Here is a 1,972-nt window from a genome sequence, read left to right on the forward strand (position 1 = left end):
AGTCGAGTAAGCTAGGGGAATCTCACCCCTAACTTCTCACAGAACCGTACGTGAACCTCTCAATTCATACGGCTCTTGTTATACAGAGTATATACTACAAGAAGCTATAACCTAATGACCAATGATAAAATAAGTTGGGGTAATCCCGAGCTATTTTCCTCAGAAAGTGAGACGCTTTTACGCGACTATTTCTAAGACTTTTATACTTGTTCATCGACCAACTCATTAAACGTTGATGAAGATAATAGAAGACAGGAGATAAACCCTTTAAGCGTACTTTACCGTAATAATTCACCCAACCTCGAATAATGGAATTCAGAGTTTGAGCTATTTGTTGAATGGTACTTCCGGTTTTCCTTGGGATTTTGAAGGCTCGGAGACTGGCTAACATACGAAGTTTAGCCTTCCTACTTACTGTACAATCATACTGTATGAAGTGACCTCCGCGTTTTAATTTAACAGACATAGGTCTGAAACTGAAACTTAGAAAATCAAATTGAACAGTGTGATGTTTCTGTAGTCGACCATCCTTCTTACAATAAACTACTTTCGTTTTCTCCGGATGTAACTTTAAGCCACAGGATGCGAAACGGTCTCTAATAGAATACAATAAACGCTCTGACTCTTGCTCCGTAGAACAGTGAATAATCATATCATCAGCGTAACGTGTCATTTTCACTTTTGAATGATGAATGTGCATCCACTTATCTATAGTGTAATGTAAATATAAATTGGCCAAAAGTGGACTGATAACACCTCCTTGAGGTGTACCTTTTCCGTTCTTGAATAGAACCGTTCCATCAGGAAGCTCTATAACAGACTCTAACCAACGTTTTATATACATCAAAACCCATTGTTCTGAAACATGCTTATTTAATGCTTTGAATAATAATATATGATCTACATCCTCGAAAAACGATTGTACATCTAAATCAATTACCCAAGCATATTTACGTACATTCTTCCGTACTTCTGCTATCGCTTGATGTGCACTCTTATGTGGTCTATAACCATAAGAACATGAGAGAAATTCTTGCTCAAACCTAGGTTCAAGATAAGTCTTAATCACTTGCTGTGCTATTCTGTCACTTACCGTAGGTATTCCAAGAGGGCGTGTTTTACCATCCCCCTTCGGAATTTCTACTCGCTTAACGTTCTTCGGAAAATAAGAGCCAGAAGCCATTCTATTCCATAGTTTATAGAGAAGTTTTGATCGGTTTTGATCAAATAACGCCAGACTCTCTCCATCAACACCAGCTACGCCTTTGTTACGCTTCACCTCTTTGTATGCTTCCCACACCATCTCTTTAGTGATGGGAATACTCTTTGTCGCTTCTTTAAAAATCATCCTCTAATTGAGTTGTAATTAATGATTAAACTGTATAACTGAACCCCTTCGCTCCTCAACCATTACAGTGGATTCTTCACTACTACAAGTTCATCCGCCACCTATTGAAACTTTGATAATTGCCTTGCAGATACTTTCTGCTTGTACTTTCTCTTTACTATTTCAAATAGGCTTCCTGTGTTCCGAGAATACGCCTAAATAAAGTTCTTGCCCCCTTAATGACGACCGCCGTCTAGCCCATAATCAGGTAGCTGCTAAACTTATCCCTACAGTCTCGATAATCCGTAGGTTTTGACAGTGAATGCTCTTTTCGCCACTTCTTCGGAAGGTTCGCTTTCGCTCAACTCCTTTATTCTCACATGACTGTTTTATACAGCCTTTTCTGTTATCGCTTCATCCATAGAAATTGCTCTCCATAAATCATAACAGCTGTTTGGTTTGTACTCCTGAAAGCTCCAAACCGGATGGTCTGCATCCATCATATTCTCAGTTACGTTGTCTGATAGACAACTCACAGCACACATCGAGTAGAGCGCCGCTAGGCGATTAGCCTAGCGGAGACCCTCTCACACCACCGTACGTACGGACCTCGTATACGGCGGTTGATTACCGTTCGGTTAACTT

Annotated in this window: 2 protein-coding genes; both read right to left on the reverse strand. The window is 39.9% G+C overall.

What is annotated here, in order from left to right:
• Positions 1-94: 94 nt before the first annotated feature.
• Entirely contained in the window at positions 95-1,348 is a 1,254-nt protein-coding gene (gene ltrA / locus HHU12_RS33670; RefSeq protein WP_169661110.1) for a group II intron reverse transcriptase/maturase, read from the reverse strand.
• A 368-nt stretch (positions 1,349-1,716) separates the two neighbouring features.
• Entirely contained in the window at positions 1,717-1,863 is a 147-nt protein-coding gene (locus HHU12_RS33675) for a hypothetical protein (protein ID WP_169661111.1), read from the reverse strand.
• Positions 1,864-1,972 lie beyond the last annotated feature (109 nt).

The sequence above is a fragment of the Flammeovirga aprica JL-4 genome, assembly GCF_012844305.1.
Lineage (GTDB): Bacteria > Bacteroidota > Bacteroidia > Cytophagales > Flammeovirgaceae > Flammeovirga > Flammeovirga aprica.

What these genes read in the sequence shown, in the direction of transcription:
- ltrA (WP_169661110.1), bottom strand. Translation starts at nt 1,348, where the DNA reads ATGATTTTTAAAGAAGCGACAAAGAGTATTCCCATCACTAAAGAGATG.